Genomic DNA, 18,694 nt, shown 5'->3' with positions numbered 1-18,694 from the left:
GTTCCCGACCCACCTCACATCCATATCGGCACATGACGCCCGGCTCCCGGGCGTATGAGCGCCATACTCCCGGAGCCCGCGATGCGTATCCGTCCCCTGGCCGTCTCCACCGTCCTGGCCCTGACCGGAGCCGGACTGACCCTGGCCAACCCCGTAGCCTTCGCTGCCGGCAGCACCCTGTACGTCAGCATGGCCAATGGCTGCTCCGACACCGGCCCGGCCACCGCCGCCGAGCCCTTGTGCAGCATCCAGGTCGCTGCCGACCGGGCCGAGCCCGGGGACACCGTGCAGATCGGCCCCGACTACCTCAGCCGCACCCCGGTCGTACTGACCCACTCCGGCACACCGGACGCGCCGATCACCTTCACCACCACATCGTTCGCGGACATCGAGGCGAGCAGCGGTCCGTCGCTGACCATCTCCGGCGCGCACGACATCGTCGTCGACGGCAAGATCGGCCTCTACAACACGGGGACCGCACTGTCGATCACCGACTCCAACCGGATCACCATCCAGCGCGGCAGCATCGGATCGCCCAGCGCCACCTTCACCGCCACCCAGCCGGCCGTGGCCCTGTCCGGTTCCACCGGCCAGGTCACTCTCACCCGCGAAACGATCGCCCAGGCCAGCCGGGACCAGGTCAGCATCGGCGCCGGCGTCAGCGGCACCGTGCTGAGCGACGACGCGATCAGCGACCCCTTCGCCGGATCTGCCGTGACCGCCACCGACGCGCCGGGCACCGTCCTGGTCAACGACACCGTGCTGGACTCCTGCGCCGACGCGATCCACCTGGCCGGCACCTCAACCAGCTCCACGATGAAGAACAACATCGTCAGCACCGCCACAGCCGGCTCCTACTGCGCCCCCACCACCGACACCGCCCAGATCAGCGTCGACGCCGCCGCAACTGACGGCACCGCCTTGGACTACAACCTGGTCCACTCCGCCACCACCGGCACCGCCTACGCAACCGCCCCCTACCAATGGGCCGGAACCGCGTACAGCGACCCCGCATCCCTCAACACCGCCACTACCCAGGGCGCGCACGACCTGGAAGCCGACCCCCTCCTTAACGGCTACGCCCCCACCGAGGGCTCGCCCGCCATCGACTCCGCCGACGCCGCCGCGGCTCCCGCCCTGGACCTGCGCGGCCTCGCCCGAGTCGACGACCCTTTGGTGGCCAATACCGGCACCGGCACCGGTTACACGGACCGCGGCGCCTACGAGGCCCAGAACCCGCTGACATTCACCAGCGTTGACCTGACTCCGGCCAAGGGCCCCTACCCGCTGAACGTCACCGCCACGGCCGCCGTGAAGAACCCCTGGAACGTCGCGATCACCTACACCTTCGACTTCGGCGACGGCTCCACCCCGGTCACCAGCGACAGTCCCACCGCAACGCACACCTACACCGCCGCAACCCCCAAGGGCGGCGACACCATCATCGTGACCGCAACCAGCCCTGGCGGTGCGTCACGCAAATACGTCCTCGCGGCTCCCACAGTGACCGCTCCGGCCCCGCTCGTCCCGCACCTGACGGTGACTCACTCCCCGGCCACCCCGTACACCTACACCGCCGACACCAGCGGCTCCACCGACGCCTGGCAGATCACCGACACCCGCACCGACTTCGGCGACGGCACCCCGGTCACCGACACCGCCACCCCCGGCCCCCTTACCCACGCCTACACAACCCCCGGCCGCCACACCGTCACCGTCACCGAGACCGACTACACCGGCGCCACCGCCACCACCACCCAGCAGATCACCGTCGGCAGCTCCTACGTCCCCGACGGACCGGTGCGCATCCTGGACACCCGCAACGGCACCGGCGCCACCAAGGCCATCGTCCCGGCCGGCGGCACCCTCAACCTCAAGGTCACCGGCGCCCACGGCGTCCCCGCCACCGGCGTCACCGCCGTGGTCCTCAACCTCACCGCCACCACCCCCACCGCCGCGGGCTACACCACCGCCCACCCCGGCGGCACCGCCACCCCCACCGCCTCCAACCTCAACTACACCCGCGGCCAGACCGTCGCCAACCAGATCACCGTCCCCGTCGCCGCCGACGGCACCATCGCCCTCACCGCCAGCCCCGGCGCAGCCGTCCACCTCATCGCCGACCTCCAGGGCTACTACACCACCAACACCAACACCGCCGGGTCCGCCTACACCGCCACCGGCCAGTACCGCGTCCTGGACACGCGCATCAGCAATCGCTTCCACAACGGGCCCATCGCCGCCGGACAGACCATCAATGTCCCGGTGGCAACCACCAACGTGCCCTCCGCCACCAGCTACGCCGTGCTGCGGGTCACCGCGACCGCACCCACCACCGGCGGCTACTTGACCGCCTACACCGGCGGCACCGCTCGCCCGGCCGTGTCCAGCCTCAACTTCGCCGCCGGACAGACCGTATCCAACCTGGTCAACGTGCCCGTCGGCGCCGACGGCACCGTCAACCTCTACAACAGCACCGGCAAGACCCAGGCCGTGATCGACCTGATCGGTACCTTCACCACCGCCACCGACTCCCTGACCGGAAACCCCTTCATCCCCACCAACCCCACCCGGATCCTGGACACCCGCAACGGCACCGGCACCCCCAAGGGCACCCTGGGCTCAGGCAAGCACCTCACCCTCAAGGTCGCCGGCACCACCAACGTCCCCGCCGGCGCCACCGCCGTCCTGGTCAACCTCACGACCACCGGTTCCAGTGCAGGCGGCTACCTCACCGCCTACGCTGCCGGCGACCCCAACCCCGGAACCTCCACCCTCAACTTCACCACCGGACAAACGACCTCCACCCTCACCCTGATCCCCGTCAGCTCCAACGGCACCATCAGCATCTACAACTACACCGGTACCACCAACGTCATCGCCGACCTCGAGGGCTACTACACCCCCTGACGCAGAGCAAGGTCAGTTGGGGAGCTGTCTTGATCTTGGGTCTGACAAGATTTTCGCAGCGGTGATCGTCCTTCGATGGGAGCTGCGGCGCCATCAGCGGCAGACGGTCGACGCGATCACCGCTGCGCTGGCCGGTGGCGGCCAGGTGCTGGTGTCCTCGCTGGCGCTGCTGGCGCAGACGGTCCGGGCCTGACGCGATGATGTCGGGTCACGCTGAGCGCGCTGATCGTGTCCTCCGAGGGCGCCGACGAGCCCGGCACGAACCCTGACCCGGACGCCATGCAGGAGCGTGAGCTGGGCCTGGAGGCCACCACCGCAGCGGAGCGGATCCCCGCGTCGGTCGACTGCCCAGCCGACCGAATGCGAAGCCAATCGGAACAGGCACCAAGCTGGATGGCCGCAATGGGAACGAGGCGAAGCCGTCCTTGGGGCCCTGCTCAAGGACGAGCGTTCAACCGAAAAGCGTCGTCCTGCACGGAGTGCGGACGAAGGCACCAGTTGCCCCACGAGCAGGCGTCGGAACTTCTGGGTGCCGGGGTAGGGCACACACCTGCGACGGGCGTCTGCCTCCTCCACCCCTTTGACCTGGACTTATACAGTCCACCTCAGGCGCGCCACACTGCCGCCGAATCGCGGGATACCCGCGATCATGGCATTGACCTGCGATTTTACGTCGCAGGATGTGTGCCCTAGGCAAGGCACTCCACAGAACCGAATCGACGCGCCACCCGGCAGCGGGACGAGAACGCTGGTCATCCGGAACACCGTACGGCTGGGCATCCGGTGATCCATGAGAACCGATTTCATGACCCACCTCCACCGACATCAGCGGGCTCACTCTCAGCCACCACAACTCGCTGATGTCCGTCGTCAGCGGAGCGTCGGTCGAGTTATGGAACATCAAGGACCCGGCGCACCCCGCCAGGCTGGCCACCCTCCCGTCGCCCGGCGGAGCAGCCGGCACCATCCTTGTCGGTGAGCTTCACTCGCGACGACAAGAAACTGACGATCCAGAGCTCCACCGCCCTGGACCTGGTCGACACCGCCCCCAGGCCGTCGCCGACCAGGTCTGCACGACCACCGGCAGTTCCATCACCCCGAGCAGTGGAGCCTCTCCGTCCCGGAAGTGGTCTTGCGCAAGCCCTGCCCGTAGCCCCGCATGCCTAGCCGCTCTCGCCACAGGCGCTCCGTGACGAGGGGTGATCAGGGCGACAATACATGCGCCGGGGGCTTGCAGGGCGGCGGTGACCGTGTCGAAGGCGGTGACCGGGCCGGTCGGCAGGTCGGGGGCTGGCTGCGAATCCGGCGGAGGTTCGGGTCAGTACCGCGCCGTTCAGGGCAGGTGGATCATGGAGTCCAGGCCCGCGGCAGCGGCCTGGCGCAGGCCGTGGAGGAAGGCGTCGTCCACGGCTGTGGTGCATGAGGCAACTCAAGGGGTAGTTGCTGCCACGGGATCCCGGCGTAGAGCACGAACAGCACCCTCTAAAGGCACAGCCGGTCCGGAACCGGCAGCGGGCCCGGCGATCCGCACCGGCCACGGCGGCAGCACCGGCTCGATCACTGCCCACCGCTCATCGTCCACGACCCACGGCTTGGCGCTCACACCAGCACGAACGGCTCAATCGTCGTACCGGTTACGGCTGACCTGCACCACCCCACAAGGTCGTGTTGCGAGCCCTTAGCGGCGAAAAAGACAATAACTGCGTAGTCCCAGCACGAACCGGTTACACAGTGTGCATGGCAACCAAGGATAACGGGGACGAGCCCCAGAAGATCCCCTGGCCTACCAGGCTCAAGGATCGTCTTGTTGGATACATGGGAGTTGGTGCTTGGCGGCAGGTCGTTCTCACTCATGTCACCGAACTGCGTGTCCGGCTCAATGCAGCCGAGGAGGCCAGCCCTGCGACGCCTTCAACTACCAATTTGTCGCTCAATAGCGGGCAGCGCGCTGCTCTCATTGAGGGCGCGAGAGGGCATTTGGATGCCGCTGACGATGCAGCGAATCGCAGATTCGGCATCCTGACCGGGGCCGTGGTGGAACGTGCCTGGACGAATATCCACGAGGCGACGCTCAACCTATTGGAGCTCGCCCCAGAGGATGAGCTCGAAAGCTGGGGGGTCGATGTCCGGGCGTTCGCACGCCTGCACCTTCGGCATGGGGATCCGCACCGAGTCGCCATCGAGGAGACCCTCCTCGGGCGTCCGCCCACACCGAAGCCTCTAGAGAAGGAACATCAGAAGCTTGCCGTGGGTGTCCTCCGGGCCGCATTCGCGGCGGCTTCGGTGGAGAAGACCCGCGCCCGGAGCTTTCGCAACGTCGTCCTGGTGGGGTCCGCGGTCTTGGCCGTGATCGCTGTCGCCCTGGCAGCCTTCGGGTGGTTCCACTCCGACATGCTGTCGTTGTGCTTCCCTGCGAAGGCGACACCGCGTGTGTCCCCAGGGAACGTCGTCTGTCCGAATGGTGGTCATTCACCTGGCCCGTATGACATCAGCCTGGTTGCTGGGCTTGGCGTCGCTGCTGCCGCGCTCACGACCGCGGTGTCGCTCAGCAAGCTGGACGGCAGGTCCGCTCCGTATTCGATTCCTCTGGTGTTGGCGTTGCTGAAGCTCCCCGCTGGAGCCGTGTCGGCAGTCCTGGGAATGGTGATGATCAGCGGCAGCCTGATTCCGGGCCTCGACAAGCTGGATTCCCAAGGGCAGATTCTGGCCTGGGCCGCTCTGTTCGGAGCCGGCCAGCAAGCGGCGACGCACTTCGTGGACACCAAGGGCCAGGAGATCATCGAGAACGTCCGAGGAGCAGCTGGCCTCAGCTCCGACTCCCTCGTGTGAGGGGCTGAAGGGACGCGAGGCCATTCCTAGACCGGGGTCGGTGGCACATTCGCCGAGGTTTGTGCCAGCTGATGCGGGCGCTTGGCCCAGTAGCAGCATGCCGACCAGGCCACTGCGCACACTCCGAGGTCGAAGATTCAGCCGGTGCTCTGCCCGTAGTGGGCGGACAGGACGTGCACGAGGTCCAGGACGATTTCGTAGGAGGCGTGGGCGGCGATCATCGCCAGCAGGCGCGGGTAGGCTGGCAGATGAGGGCCATCGCTACCGCCCACGGCGGCAGCACGGTGGGGCCGTACTCGATGTGATAGCTGAGGCGGTTTCCGACCCGGCGCTGCTCAGCGCCGCGTTCCACGAGGTCGGCCATGCTGCCGTCGCCCCGCACGCAGGCATTCCGCCGGTCGACCTGGCCGTGGCACCCGGCGCCGCGTGCGCACGGTGCGGGACGCGGCGGGCCCGCGGCGTCAATCATGGCGTGAGCCTGGGTGCGGCGCCGCCCAGGGACGTGCTCATGGTCCTCGCCGCCGGCGTCCAAGCCGACCTCGCCTACGCCCAGACCCGAGGCCCGCTCTCCCCGGCGGAGCAGTGGGCCATCGAGGTCGGCGACCTGGACGACCAGCACCTGGCCCGCGAGCTGGTCGACCTGCTCCCCGATGACAACTGCCTCGACTACGGACCAGTCGACATCCGGCCGCGCCCGTCGAACTGGCTGCACCAGAAACAGCGTGCCCAAGCCGAGGTGCTCCGGCTGTGGCCGCGGATTGAGGCCCTGGCCCTCCGCCTTCTGGCCGACCACCGTGTTGCCGCCACCGACCTGACCGGATCCCCTCGGCTAACGAACCAACCGGCCGACCGGCCCGGACTCGCCTACAACGGTGCGAAGCAACGCGAGCAGGGCGTCCAAACGGGGGAAGGTTCCGATCAGCGCCGTGTCTCCCGCGGCAAGCCGCTGGCGCAGGTACAAGGAGGCGGAGAACACAGCCACCTCCAGGTCGACTTCAACACCCTCGCGCATGGTCGTGGTCTTGAGGATGGACTCGCAGTCCGTGCCGTTCACGGACACGGGCCGCCAGACGATCAGGACGCGCTTAGCGTCCGAGGCCGCCTGCTCGCTCCAGCCGCCCGGCGGCCGCAGCGGTAGGGCGACCTTCGTGGTGCCGGTCCACAGCTCCTGCCACACCTGCGGAGCGGTGAGCACCGCCCACTGTGCGCGGGCGAAGCCAGCCAGCGCCTGCGGATCCGCAGGCACGGAGCGCCGGGTGTCGGCCGAGGACGCCGTCCACTGCTTGCACTCACAGGCAATCAGCGAGCCCGTATGCACGAGCCAGGCGTCGAGGTCCCGCACCTGCGGAACGGGGTAGTCACCGAAGGCTGCGTTGTCGCGGCGCGGCACCTCGGACTCGATCAACTCGACCGGGCCACTCGCGGCGAGGTAGTGCGCGTAGACGTCCCATGTCCTCGCCGACGAAGCTGCTCAGTTGCCCGGCCTGCCGGGAACAGCTGACGGTGAAGTCGTCGAACACATTCAGTAGCGCGGGTATCTCGTACGTCGTCATGACGGGCCATCATGCCCGAGCGGTCCGACAACACTGCGCGGCCATGCGCCATGGCCTGCTCCAGTGGACCGAAGCCGTCTGCGCCCGCACGCCCACCCCCGACAAGACGACTCAGCTACGCCTGGCCAAGAGCGTGTCGCTGATGCGGATCATCTGCACCACGAACAGCCCCCACAGCCGCTCCCTGGAAGTCAACGACACCCTCATGGCCGGCGGCGTCCTAGCCAGCTGGCTACCGCGGGCTGTTCCTGTGCCCACGGAGATCGGGAAATACCGCAAATAACCACGGTGGGGAGAAATCAGGCGACACGGCAGCAACTCAGTACCTATCGTCGGGCGTTGTGGACGAAGAAGAGACCCAACTGCTGCGCAACAGCCTGACCTACATTGAGATCCTGCTCACCCGCTACGAGCCGCGGCGTGAAACCGCCTGGCGGGTGCAGCCCGGAAGCTCCCTGGCCGGAGACGACGCCAGGACCGACCCGTACCACCTCTCCCACAGCGTCCAACACGCCCTGCAGGTCGCGATCGACCACGTCCAGTGCCTGCGCTCCTCCCTGGTAGAGCGCATGGACGCCGACAAGGCGTCCGTGGTACTGCACACCCACGGGCAAGCCACCCTGCTACGCGGAGCACTGGAGAACAGCGCCCGCGCGGTGTGGCTGATCGCCCCGCCGCAACGCCTGGAACGCGTCCGTCGCCGGCTGACGCTGCAAGCCGACGACCACAAGAACAACCGCGCCATGGCCGCGGTGGTCGCCGCCGCGATGGCCCCGCCCTGCCAGCCCCGGGCCGATCCCGACACGCTCTTTCCCCGCAGTGAAGCCGAGCAGTGGACCCAATTGGTTGCACTGTTCCAGGCGGCGGGCGCCACGCTGACCGAGCCGAAGGCGCTGAAGTCCGCCTTGAAGTTCACCGGCTACGCCGACATCGTCCGTACCGCCGGCCAGGAACTCGCCAGGCCGCCCGACTTCGACGGCAGCCTCGACATGGGCAAGGTGCTGGAGTTCGCGTGGAAGGGCTGCAGCGCCCTCGCCCACGGCGACCTCAGCGGCTCACTGAACCAGCTCCCCCGTCAGGTCCAGTCTCAGACGGGCAAGATCCTTTTCGTGCGGATGACCGGCTCCGTCACGAACCTACACTTCTGGACGACGCTGGCCTGCATGACCATCACTAAAGCGCTGGACCTATTCGACTCACGGGCACGCAAGTACCACTGACCAAGCAAAACCTAGGCCGCGCTCACCGCCGTCCGCAGGGCTGGCCCGGTTGCGGCCATGCCGGGGCCGCTCGGACGACGCGAACCTCGTCGCCGTCGTAGCGGGCCTGCACCCGCCCATTGCCCAGCGCAGTGCTCCGCCGTGCGACGCCCCAGCTCGACCAGGTGGTGCTGGCCCTGCACTGCGTCGCCTCTTGGCCGCGCGGGGGTGGCGATCGCCGACCGGTAGCCTGCCGCCACACAGCCCAGTGCACTCGTGCGCATAGACGCAGCGCTGCGGGCGAAGCACGGCCTGACACACTCCAAGTACTCGGCGCGGAAAGCACTAAGCAGGCCGGAAAGGCCGCGACCACCATCTCCCCTGCCGCCCCGAGCATCGTCATGGCATCACAACAGCCCGGATCGGTCACCGTCTGGGTTGAGTCTAGGGATGTAGTGCAGCGGGTGGCTCCTCGTGAGGAAATAGAGGGTAGAGGTGAGCCATGCAGGTGGGTGAGTGGTGGGCGTATCGCGTTGCCCCGTACGTCGGGCCGGTCAGCAAGGTGGAGATCCTCAAGGAGGGCACCCAACGGCCGTTAAGGGTGAAGGTGCGCTTCATGGCCGAGAAGGCTGAGGGGCGCGAGGAATGGGTGCCGCCGGCCCGACTGCGCGTGCCGTGGGAACGGAAGACGGCCTGGCTGGAGCAACAGCAAAGGTGGGCGGACCTGATCAGCGATGGCCCACTGCAGGAGGACGTGGACCTCGTCGCAGCGACCTTGGTCTTCGACACATGCCCGCTGCAGGGTGTGGCGTCGCTCGGTTGGAACTGGCGCAAACGTGGCGTCCTGTTCGTTCGCGACGTTCCTGCCTTCGCAGCACTCCTGGAGGTCCCGCAGGAGTTCTTCACCAACGATCCGCGAAGCTTCACCGACGACGGCACGGTGATCGCCCCCTGGCCCACCGCGCTCGCGGCCGCACGCCTGACCGCCCGGGCCCACGCCGAGTTTCTGGTGTCCGAACTGGCATCATGTGAGGAACGCGAGCGGCAGCGGGCAATCTACGGTCAGCACTACCGCGGCCGCGGCAAGAATCCCGGCACCTATATGGACGCCGAGATCTGCGCCGAGGTGGACCGTGAGTTCCAACCCGCGCGGGACCTTGTGCGTCAGTGGTGCGGTGCCGAGGTCGTAGAGCGCCGGGTCGAGCTCCAGGCGCTGCGCGTCGAGGTCGTCCGCATCGGGAAGCTCATGGAAGAAGCGATCCAGGCCCTGCGGTCCTCGGGGCATCAGGCCATCGCCAATCAGTTCGAGGCGCGGCTTGGGGTGCCCTTGGAGCTGCTTCGTCTGGCCCCCGAGCCGGAGTCCTGACCCCTTGCCGTCGCCGGGGCCGTGGGTATGACCTAGGTCCATGCCGCGTCCAACTCGCCTCAACGAACGCCAGATCGCTGTCCTGCAACGTATCTGCGACAACACTGAACCGGTCACCTCGGCCGACTCGACGTTGGCCATCACCGTCTACGCACTGCGCAACCGCGGTCTGGTCACGACCGCGTGGGCAGATGGCCGGTGGAGCGCCTCACCCACCGAAGCCGGGCTCCGCCAGGTCCACGCGAACACCGAAGCGTCACCGGCACCTGCCGATTCTCCAGGGCAGAGCCACACCGGCAGGTCTGACCGGCTCGCTCGCGAGGCGGCCGGGCTAGTCACGGATCTCGTGCGCGCCGGCGGAACGCTGCGCTTCCACGACCCGGACCAGGCGGAGCGGGCGCGTCTACGACGTGCCCTGCACGCCGGGAGAACGTCCGACGCGCTTCCTCCCGACAAGCAGCTTCGACTGTCCGGGCGGGACAAGGGCGACTTCGTCATCCGGCTGGTGCCCCGAGAACAGCCCGCACAGGCCGTAGCCCCCGGCGAACCCGTCGCTGTGCCCCTGACCCTGGTTGCGGCCAACGTGCAACCGGCTGTCCGCGACGCTGTCCTGAACGTATGCCCCGGCTGCCAGGACCGCGCCCGCCGGATCCTTCACGCGTTGGCCACCGCAGCCCAACAACACGGCCTCGCAATCGACCACGCCCGACCTGAGGCTCACGCCAGTCTCGTGATCGCCTTCGACGGGGGCGCCATCCCTCTCGCCCTCAGCGAGGGCTCTACACAGGTGCCGGACTCGGACAGTGTGCGGTACGCCTGGCAGCGCGTGACCGCACAGACCACCCGCCCAACCCACCAGCTCGACCTCTACCTCGTCGAGGCATCCTGGTCCCACCGGGGCCAGCGGCACCGGTGGGGCGACCGCAAGCGTTGGAAACTCGAAGACCAACTCCCCCACGTGCTCCACGAGATCGAACAGCGCGCAGGTGCCGAGCTTGAGCGTCAATTCGCCAGAGAACGCGAGGAACAGGAGATGCTCCGCGCATGGCACACGGCCAAGGATCGCGCTCGCCGTGACCTCCTGAAAGCTCACCGCCTCGAGGCACTTCACCAGCAGGTCGCCGCCTGGGATGAGGCACAACGCATCCGCGCCTACTGCGACGCCGTGGAGCTGCACCTCGAGCACCACTCCGCCGACGATCCGGAAGAGAGTCACGCTGTCCGCAAATGGATCACCTGGGCACGCGCCTACGCCAAGCACACCGACCCCATCCCCGGTCTGCCCCGCATGCCGAAGAGCCCACCCATCGGACCCGAGGAACTGAGACCCTACCTCCGCGGATGGAGCCCATACGAGCCCCGCAGGAGCTGACGCCGACCAGTGCCCGGCCAAGGGACTCAGGCAGTCCACAGGAACCTCCTCAAACCAGGCTTTCAGCAACCTGCCTGACGTACCGCCACTAACCTTGCATCGGTGAAACCTTGCCCGAGCACTGTCCGCTTTGGGAAGACCGACGTTCATGTACGCACTCCTCCTGAACAGCTCATGATCGGCGGACTGATGAGCCATCATGAAACTGGGCGACCAGTGGTCCTGGGGTAACTGAGGCCGAGGAGTCCACAGCTGACGGGCAATCCGTTCCGACTCCGACCGTTAATGCAAGAATGAAATGGTGAAGCGCAGTTCGATCAACCAAACGGGAACAGTGTGTAGAGGAAGAGCGAGCGCCTGTCGACACACTGTCCAGCACAGGGGGGAGTAGGTTGTGATTCCGAGGTTCAATGTCGATATCGACCCCGAGATCCCAGGTGAAGCGGCCTTCTGGATGCCGGATCCCGACGATCTCGCCGGTGACGACGGGATCGGGTACTTCCATAACACGTGGAACCTGGGCGAGGTGACACGGGAGGAAGCATTGGAGGTTATCGAACAAGAACGCACGATACTGGACTTGGTCGAGCTGCTGGCGATAGGCGTCCAGGAGTACGAGCAGGTCTGCAGTGCCATGGAGTACAACGACCCTGCCGCCCTACCGGAAAGGTTCTCCGAGAGGGTAGGTAGCGATGCGATCATCGAGACGGTTGGCGATCCCTCCTCGAGCGAGCCGAATTTCGGCTGCCTAGAGTTGGGCGTCGCTGGACTCTCCTTCGCTTTGGCTACGGTCGGCTGTGTGCCTGCCGCAAGTTGCCGAAGTCACTTCGAGAAGCACTCGTGGAGCTCCTGCCCCGTCGTGTATCTGGCGGCCGATCGGAAGCAGGCGGCGTGGCTGCAACCTCTTGTCCAGCGTGCGGGATGTGGCTTCGGGATCGACGAGGAGAGGCCCGAGTTCCTGTTGATCATGGCACCGTCCATCCGTCAGACGGCTGAGCTGGCCGAGCTCATCCTTGCGACCGCAGCCCCAGCCGGTGGCGAGGGCCCTGCCGTCGACGGCCAGGATCGACTGTGGTGAACGAACTCGTGTCCACTGGACGACGAGTTGGCCAGATCCACTGTGCCGGATACTGAATGATCGACAGCGAGCTGCGGCGGCGACTCCGAGTAGTCACCGAGTGCGATTGTCAGACCCTCCTGAAAGAGTGACGTGTGGTGGAACTCACTCCAGGAAGAGGGCAAGACCATGACTGCGGATGAGGCACTCAGGCGCTGGCTCACCGATGAGCAGTACGCCGCCGCTGTGGCACCGGAAGCGGAGGTGCTGGCCTTGGCCGGCGCTGGATCCGGCAAGTCACGAACACTTGCCGGACGCGTGGCGCACCAGATCGCCGGGGGCGCACCGGCTGAGTCAATCGTCGCGTTCACCTTCACCGAGAAGGCGGGCGAACAGATCAAGACGCGGGTGGCCGCTGCTCTCCGCGAGTGCGCTCTCGATCCGTACATGGTCGGAGGCATGTACATCGGGACCATCCACGCCTGGTGTCGCCGAGTGCTCGGTGACATGGACGCTCGCTACCGCCAGTTCGACGTGTTGGATGAGATGCAGTTCCGGGTGTACCTGATCTCGCGGTACCCCAAGCTCGGTTTCAACGCCGTCCGAGACAATCACAACACCAACAGTGGGAACCGTCGCGGATACTTCGAGACCCTTGCGCAGATGGGCCGCGCCTGGCAGATGATGAACGACGAGCTTCTCGACCCTGCAGCAGTCGCGGCAGAGGACCCGGAGCTGGGACAGGCCCTGGAACGACTCCGCACTCAGATGGAGCAGGACAACTTCATCGACTTCTCACTGATGCAGAGGCTCGTCGTGGAAGCGTTGGAGGCCGAGGAACCAGGGGCCGTCCAGGCTCTGGCCGCCCTGCGCCATGTTTTGGTCGACGAGTACCAGGACGTCGATGTCGTGCAGGAACGCTTGATCAGCCTCATGCACCAGCACTCCGACAGCCTCTTCGTGGTCGGTGACGACGACCAGGCCATCTACGGATGGCGCGGTGCCGACGTCACCAACATCCTGGAATTCGACAGCCGCTACCCCAACGCCTCGGTTCACAAGCTGCTCACCAACTTCCGATCGACGTCCGCGATCGTCGAGGCTGCAGGGGGTTTCGCCGCACAGGAATTGGGCGCCATGCGCCTCCCCAAGAATCTGAGGGCGCACGCGGATCGCAGTCCCAGGGAGATCGCGGCAGTTCAGTTCCCGGACCGTAGCGCGGAGGCGGAGTTCGTCGCCGGCCGGATCAAGGAACTGATGGGAACGGCATATGAGGAGTCCGACGGGGTCACCCGCGGACTCACTCCAGCGGACTTCGCCATTCTCATGCGCTCGACCAAGCAACCGGAGGCGGACGGCACGAAGCGGCATACGGCCTTCATCGACGCCCTTGACGCAAGGGGCATCGCATACGACCTCAACGCGGGCGGTCAGCTCTTCGACCGCGCACAGCCGTCAGCGATCCGCAGCGCCTTCGAGCTGTTGCGGGAGAAGTCCCCGGATCGCGACCAGGTGGAGCGGCTGTTCCAGGATGAGCTGGTAGCCGCGTTCCCTCTGGCCGACCTTGGGCGGGTGAAGAGCGTGTTCGCGGACTGGGGCCGCCGGATCCACACCCCGGTCACGGCTGGTGTTCCCAGGCAGCGGCTCTTCCCTCAGCAACTCCTGCATGACCTTCTCGAAGCACTCGACATCGCCCACAGCGCCTTTGACGACGGTGTCATGACGGACCTGGGCACCTTCAGCCGCATCATGAAGGACGTAGAGACGGTATACGTCTCAATCGACGGCAAGAGCCGATTCGGTGAACTGCTCAACTTCCTCCAGAATGTCGCTGGCGACGGCTATGAAACCGGAAGCCAGATGATGAGCCGCCCGGACGCCGTCAGCGTGTCAACCGTGCACAAGGCGAAAGGCCTTGAGTTCCCCGTGGTCTTCGTGGTCGACGTGGAGAACGGTCGGTTCCCCGGCCGGCGCCGCGCCTACGACGGGTGGATCCCCGAGGTGTTGATCCAGCAAGCCATCGACAACGGCTCCTACCAGACCGGCGCGCCGGACCAGGCGCGCCTGTTCTATACGGCCATCACACGAGCTGAACGCTTTCTGTACATCACCGGATCGGCACAACTGCCAGGCGGGAAGCGCCTTGCACGCGTCTCGCCGTTTGCAGCCCGGTTGACCCATCCGGAGATCCGACGAGACATCCTGGATCCTGCGGCACCGCCGCTCATCTCCCCATCCCAGGCGGCACCTCATCGTCGCGGCGATGCCTCCGTGCTCCCGACGACGTATTCGCAGATCCACACCTATATGCGCTGTCCCCACGAGTACAAGCTCGGCGTCGTCAACGGCTTCTCTCCGGCCATCCCTGAGCTCTTCGGCTTCGGGCGGGCAGTGCATGCGGCCGTCGGCAAGCTGCACCAGTCTTACCCGGACGCTGCTCCCAGCCCCGATGCAGCAAGGTCGATCGCTGAGGAAATGTTCCACCTGAAGCATGTTGCTCCCAGCGCCGACCCGATCAACCGTCCGGGCGCCTACGAGCGAGCGCGACAGAAGTCCGGGGAGATCGTTGCCGACTACGCGGACAGGTACGGAGCGGATTTCGACCTCAAGCGCCAGGTCGAGCTTCCCTTCGAGGTACCGGTGAAGGGAGCTGTGATCTCCGGTGCCATCGACCTCTTGCTCAGTGTCGATGCCACGGACAAGATCAACGAGGCTAAGGTCATCGACTTCAAGACCATGGAGGGCGGGCCGGAACCCACCAACAATCCGGACCTGCACTGGGAAGACCTCTCCCTCCAGGTCCAACTGTACGGACGTGGTGCAGAGTTGGTCCACGGCGTCAATGCTCGCACCGGGGCGGTCCACCTCCTCAAGGACGGCCAGCGGGTCCAGGTTCCCGTCGACCTAGATGCTGTCGATTCCGCTGTCTCCAACGTGGAGTGGGCGGTAGACCGGATCACAGCGGGCGACTTCCCACAGCGCGCTTCAGGCTCCAAGTGCAGCGGGTGCGACTTCTCAAGCATCTGCTCGAAGAAGCTGGAACCCTTTGCGGGCGAGATCGAGCCTCCTGCCCTCCATCTGCCAGATGGGCGGGGCGGGAAGCGATTCCTCCAGGTGGGGGCCTTCTCTCGGACCGGCCCAGATCAGTGACGGAGCCGATGACTCATTCTGTGATGACTGGAGCCCGATAGCCGGCGAGAGCGCCACTGAGGCACTCGGGTCCGTTCCTGCACTTGCTAGAACGGGCCCAGGCCGCTGCCGCCCGCCATCGCCCCCGCGCGGATAGATGGTCAGAACGACCCCAGCGAGGCTCACAAGCGCTGGGGCCACCTGAGTACGAGGGCCAAGCTGAACTACTGGCAGGGTGAACCGGTTGGCCGGCGAGCGGTCAAGGGCTTGCACCGGAGCTCCGCACTCTTGGGCACAATCTAGTCCGAGAGGCCTATGCCAGCTCATTCAGCACTCCGCTCATTCTAGAGTCGAGGGTTCAACTCCCCAGCCCTCCCACCGGATTCAGCTGCTGCAGAACCTCGTAGACACGCATGGAGCGCAGACGCGATAGCCCTCCCCAATGGAATCGGAACAGCATTGCCAATCTGCTTTGCGATTGCAACCTTCGTCCCACACCATTTGAAGTCCAGAGGGAAACCCTGAATTCGCGCAGCCTCATAGTGCGTGATAGGCCGATTCTTTATGGGGTGCAGATAGCGCCCCTTCTCGGGTTTGTAGAACTCTGTTCTAATAGTGACGGAGGGATCTCCCAGTCGAACCCGGCCCATTACATCTCCGGATCCGCTCTTGTGGTTGTCCCAACTCTCGGTAGACAGGTACTCGACCGGCGTCGAGACTCCTGGAAGGCTTGCGGTGTCCAGAATCCTCGTCTTGCCGGACTCGTCGACGGTGAACCACTTATCCCGCAAGTCATTGCGATTCCCGCCGCGACGAATGGCCTCATAGCGGGCGAGTGAGAGGGGTTCCGGATTCCGCCCGATATGGAGGTCGCGAGTGGTGAAAACACCGCGGACCTTGTCCTCTACCTCCTGGAACCACTCCCAAGCGTCTGGCAGGTCGGTGCCACGAATTCGCAGGCGCGAAGATTCGTCGAACACCCCGTCGACGGGGTTCCATTGCAGTAGCTTGGCAGATTCGGAATCGAAAAGCCGTTGTTGGTCCTTCGCGATCTTTGACCGGGACGCATGCGTGGGCGACGGGTAATGTAGGAGTTCCCCACGTTCGCAATCCTTACGAACGCCGATCACAATGGCCCTGCGCCTCGCCTGGACGGCCCCATAGTCAGCAGAGTTCAGTACGTAGCGCCCGGCTCGCTTCTTTGGGCTATCCCCGGGAGAAGCCCCGATCGGATCCACCAGTCGATAGTCCGCAAGAATCCCTCCGGGACTAATCTCTGTCAACAGGTCGTCAAATTCGGAGGAGCGAAGGAAGCGCTCGACATTCTCGATGACGAAGATCTTGGGCTTAACGATGCTGACGATGCGAACGTATTCGCGCCAGAGGGAATTACGTTCAGCTCCGACTTTTTCTCGGTTGAGGCCAGAGAAGCCCTGGCAAGGTGGTCCACCTACGATGACCTCGGCCTGAAGCTCGGCATCGGTGGGCTTCCACAGTTCGATGTCACCGACGTAAACGCGCGCGCGATCTGCTTCGTCGGCACCAGCGAGACTTCCGAAATTCGCAGCGTACGTCGCCGCCGCCGAGCGGTCGTGTTCCACGGCCGCGAGGCTCGAGAAAGCAGGTCCGTCGACCGCCGCTCGAGTGTCCGACCGGAATTCGTGGAACCCCTGAGTGAACCCGCCGCAACCAGAGAAGAGATCCAAGACCGTGATCGGGGCGGGTGTTACCGAATGGCGCATGCGACGATATTAGCTTCGATCTACCACAACATGTCGCCCGCCTGGCGGGAAACCTCGACACGAGTCGACGACTGGGCGTCACCGTAGGCGCTCGTCTCCTGCTTGTCCAATCTGTTCGCCCCGACGATCGTCGGCGTTCGCCCCTGTGTCCATGCTGGCGCAACGTAACGGCCGACCAACCATCCCCTCTGCGGAGCGGCCCCGCCCGTGCAGCCGGACGGCAGTTGCGGCTTGCGCCCCATCGTCTCACCGGTACGCCCCTCACTCGCGCATGCGTGATTGTCAGACCGGGCCGATACCGTTCTGCTGTTCGACGCAACCGGTCAGTCGAACAGGGGGGATGATCATGACAGGCGAACGCCGCTACACATCCGTGGAGGTCTGCGCCGGCGCGGGGGGCCAGGCTCTCGGGCTCCACCAAGCCGGCTTCACGCACGTCGCCGTGGTCGAGAACGACGCCAGTGCGTGCGAAACGCTACGCCAGAACGTGGGCTCTCACGACTGGGAGGACTGCGCCGTCATCGAGTGCGACCTCCGCGACCTGGATCCCGCGTGCCTGATGCCGCAGACCGGCACCTTGGATCTCCTGGCTGGAGGCGTCCCATGTCCTCCCTTCTCTGCAGCCGGGCTTCAGCAGGGCAGCGCGGACGAGCGGGACCTCTTCCCCTGCTTCCTCGAGTTGGTCGACGTCGTGAAGCCCCGGGCCGTCATGATCGAAAACGTTCGCGGTCTGTTGAGCAAGAAATTCAGCGCATATCGAGAAGAGATCATCCAACGCCTCGGCGATTCGGGCTACACCGTCTGTGATTGGCGGATCCTTGAGGCGTGGAAATTCGGAGTACCGCAATTGCGCCCCAGGGCCGTTCTGGTCGCCCTGAAGAACGACTGTGCGGCGTTCTATGACGGCCTGCCGCACGGAGCCGAGATTGCGACGACCGTCTTCGACGCGCTGAAGGACTCCATGGCTAGTCGTGCCGCGGCTCTGCGACAGCTGCACGCGGGGAACCCTGAGGCCATCTCGCAGATCGATCGCGCCCACGCGGCTTGGGGGGCGAAGGCCGAACACGTCGGCAAAGTCGCCCCGACCCTCGTCGGTGGCTCGAAGAAGCACGGCGGGGGCGATCTCGGGCCCACGCGTGCCAAGCGTCAGTGGGCTGAATTCGGCGTGAACGGCATGAGCATCGCAGGAGCGAATCCCGCCGACCCCCATGAGTTCGGCAAGTTCACCGACGAACTCGGTGTGCAGCTGACCGTTCAACAAGCGATGATCCTTCAGGGGTTGCCCCGCGATTGGCGTATCGCCGGCAGGAAGACTGCCGCCTACCGCCAGGTCGGCAACGCCTTCCCGCCGCCTGTGGCCAAGGCGGTCGGCGAGAGCATCATCAGCGCATTGAGGCGTGCCGATGCCCTCCAGGGCGAGCAGGCGCCCGTAGCAGCCTTCCGCTTCCCGCTCCGGACTCCGGCTCTGGTATCGCAGCCCGCACTTCCTGGCTTCTGAGACGTACCGGGAGTCGCGTGTCGCCGCTCCCTCCCCCTG

Annotated in this window: 13 protein-coding genes; 10 read left to right on the top strand and 3 right to left on the bottom strand. The window is 65.8% G+C overall.

The annotated features are described in order from the left end of the window. Positions 1–81: 81 nt before the first annotated feature. The 3 genes from ABUW04_RS07135 to ABUW04_RS07125 all read left to right on the top strand — a co-directional run bounded on the left by ABUW04_RS07135 (position 82) and on the right by ABUW04_RS07125 (position 5,739). Positions 82–2,910 (top strand): beta strand repeat-containing protein, encoded by a 2,829-nt coding sequence (locus tag ABUW04_RS07135; protein ID WP_380563623.1) that lies wholly within the window; start codon positions 82–84, stop codon positions 2,908–2,910. Between the two features lie 61 nt (positions 2,911–2,971). Further along, complete coding sequence (locus tag ABUW04_RS07130; RefSeq protein ID WP_380563622.1) at positions 2,972–3,103, top strand: hypothetical protein; 132 nt, start codon at positions 2,972–2,974, stop codon at positions 3,101–3,103. A gap of 1,544 nt (positions 3,104–4,647) precedes the next feature. Further along, positions 4,648–5,739, top strand: a complete 1,092-nt coding sequence (locus ABUW04_RS07125; RefSeq protein ID WP_380563621.1) for a hypothetical protein — start codon at positions 4,648–4,650, stop codon at positions 5,737–5,739. 217 nt (positions 5,740–5,956) lie between these two features. On the opposite strand, the gene ABUW04_RS07120 is transcribed toward ABUW04_RS07125, so the two are convergent. Next, entirely contained in the window at positions 5,957–6,532 is a 576-nt protein-coding gene (locus tag ABUW04_RS07120) for a hypothetical protein (protein ID WP_380563620.1), read from the bottom strand. A gap of 36 nt (positions 6,533–6,568) precedes the next feature. Next, positions 6,569–7,144 (bottom strand): hypothetical protein, encoded by a 576-nt coding sequence (locus tag ABUW04_RS07115; RefSeq protein WP_380563619.1) that lies wholly within the window; start codon positions 7,142–7,144, stop codon positions 6,569–6,571. 44 nt (positions 7,145–7,188) lie between these two features. Between ABUW04_RS07115 and ABUW04_RS07110 the strand changes: the two genes are divergently transcribed. From ABUW04_RS07110 to ABUW04_RS07085, 6 genes are all read left to right on the top strand, one after another. Then, complete coding sequence (locus ABUW04_RS07110; protein WP_380563618.1) at positions 7,189–7,575, top strand: hypothetical protein; 387 nt, start codon at positions 7,189–7,191, stop codon at positions 7,573–7,575. 58 nt (positions 7,576–7,633) lie between these two features. Further along, on the top strand, positions 7,634–8,512 hold the full coding sequence (locus ABUW04_RS07105; RefSeq protein WP_380563617.1) for a hypothetical protein: 879 nt from the start codon (positions 7,634–7,636) through the stop codon (positions 8,510–8,512). Positions 8,513–8,993: 481 nt separating this feature from the next. After that, positions 8,994–9,857 carry a hypothetical protein gene (locus ABUW04_RS07100; RefSeq protein ID WP_380563616.1) on the top strand — a complete coding sequence of 288 codons (864 nt, stop codon included), beginning with the start codon at positions 8,994–8,996 and terminating at the stop codon, positions 9,855–9,857. Positions 9,858–9,897: 40 nt separating this feature from the next. Next, positions 9,898–11,229, top strand: coding sequence for a hypothetical protein (locus ABUW04_RS07095; protein WP_380563615.1), 1,332 nt, complete (start codon positions 9,898–9,900; stop codon positions 11,227–11,229). A 394-nt stretch (positions 11,230–11,623) separates the two neighbouring features. Next, entirely contained in the window at positions 11,624–12,307 is a 684-nt protein-coding gene (locus ABUW04_RS07090; RefSeq protein WP_380563614.1) for a hypothetical protein, read from the top strand. 168 nt (positions 12,308–12,475) lie between these two features. Then, positions 12,476–15,436 (top strand): ATP-dependent helicase, encoded by a 2,961-nt coding sequence (locus ABUW04_RS07085; RefSeq protein ID WP_380563613.1) that lies wholly within the window; start codon positions 12,476–12,478, stop codon positions 15,434–15,436. 323 nt (positions 15,437–15,759) lie between these two features. On the opposite strand, the gene ABUW04_RS07080 is transcribed toward ABUW04_RS07085, so the two are convergent. Next, positions 15,760–17,157 carry a DNA cytosine methyltransferase gene (locus ABUW04_RS07080; RefSeq protein ID WP_380563612.1) on the bottom strand — a complete coding sequence of 466 codons (1,398 nt, stop codon included), beginning with the start codon at positions 17,155–17,157 and terminating at the stop codon, positions 15,760–15,762. A 346-nt stretch (positions 17,158–17,503) separates the two neighbouring features. On the opposite strand from ABUW04_RS07080, the gene ABUW04_RS07075 reads away from it, so the two are divergent. After that, a complete protein-coding gene (locus tag ABUW04_RS07075; RefSeq protein WP_380563611.1) occupies positions 17,504–18,655 on the top strand; it encodes a DNA cytosine methyltransferase in 1,152 nt (383 codons plus the stop codon). Positions 18,656–18,694: the final 39 nt, after the last annotated feature.

Source organism: Streptacidiphilus jeojiensis (assembly GCF_042510965.1).
Lineage (GTDB): Bacteria > Actinomycetota > Actinomycetes > Streptomycetales > Streptomycetaceae > Streptacidiphilus > Streptacidiphilus jeojiensis.
The sequence above is the reverse complement of the archived record's forward strand: the minus strand, read 5'-3'. Positions and strand labels throughout refer to the sequence as shown.